General features: G+C 70.6%; 1 protein-coding gene. It reads right to left on the bottom strand.

The features are described 5' to 3' along the window. Window positions 1-2 precede the first annotated feature (2 nt). On the bottom strand, window positions 3-711 hold a 709-nt coding region (locus LRA98_RS12880; protein ID WP_238640856.1), incomplete at its 5' end, for a TVP38/TMEM64 family protein.

Below are 711 nucleotides of genomic sequence, written 5' to 3'. Positions count from 1 at the left end.
GTCTATCGGGACAGGTACCGCTTGATGTTCCAGGGGTTGCGCCGCTCGATCCACCGGGGCAGGAGGAGCAGGATGCCCAGGGCCGCCGCGGTGCCCGCGATGAACCAGATCGGATCGACGCGCACGATGGCGCCCAGGCTGGTGTAGACCAGGGTCATCGGCAGCATGCCCACGCCCGTGGCCAGCAGGAAAGGGCCCAGGCGCATGGCGGTCAGGCCCGCCGCGTAGCTCAGCAAGGCGAAGGAGACGACCGGGATGAGGCGCGAGACCAGGACGGCCAGGAACATCGCGCGGTCTCCGCAGTCCCGGCAAAGCGGGTAGGGGATGGGTCGGCCCAGCCGGGTCGCGCGCAGCCCCTCCCCCAGCCACCGGGCCAGCCCGAAGGCGACGGCCGCGCCTGCCAGCGCGCCGGCTACGGCGATAGCCGCGCCCAGCAGGGGGCCGAAGAGCAGCCCGGAGGCCACGGTTATGGGGATGGTTGGCAACGGGAGCACGACCACGGCGGTCATCATGGCCATGAGGAGCAAGGCGCTCTGCAGCGGCTGTGCCGCCAACTGCTCGGCAAGTCCGGAGGGCTGCCAGCCCACGGCCGCACCGACCTGCCAAGTCCAGCCCCCGAGGATGGCTAGGCCGAGCAGTAGCCCCAGAAGCGCGAGTCCGGTACGCCACGGATCGGATGCCATGGATCGAGTATCGCCCGGATCGACTCTG

It is taken from the genome of Halorhodospira sp. M38, assembly GCF_022227985.1.
In the GTDB taxonomy this organism is placed as follows: Bacteria; Pseudomonadota; Gammaproteobacteria; order Nitrococcales; family Halorhodospiraceae; genus Halorhodospira; species Halorhodospira halophila_A.
Note: the sequence above shows the minus strand (reverse complement) of the source record. Positions and strands in the feature narration are given on the sequence as shown.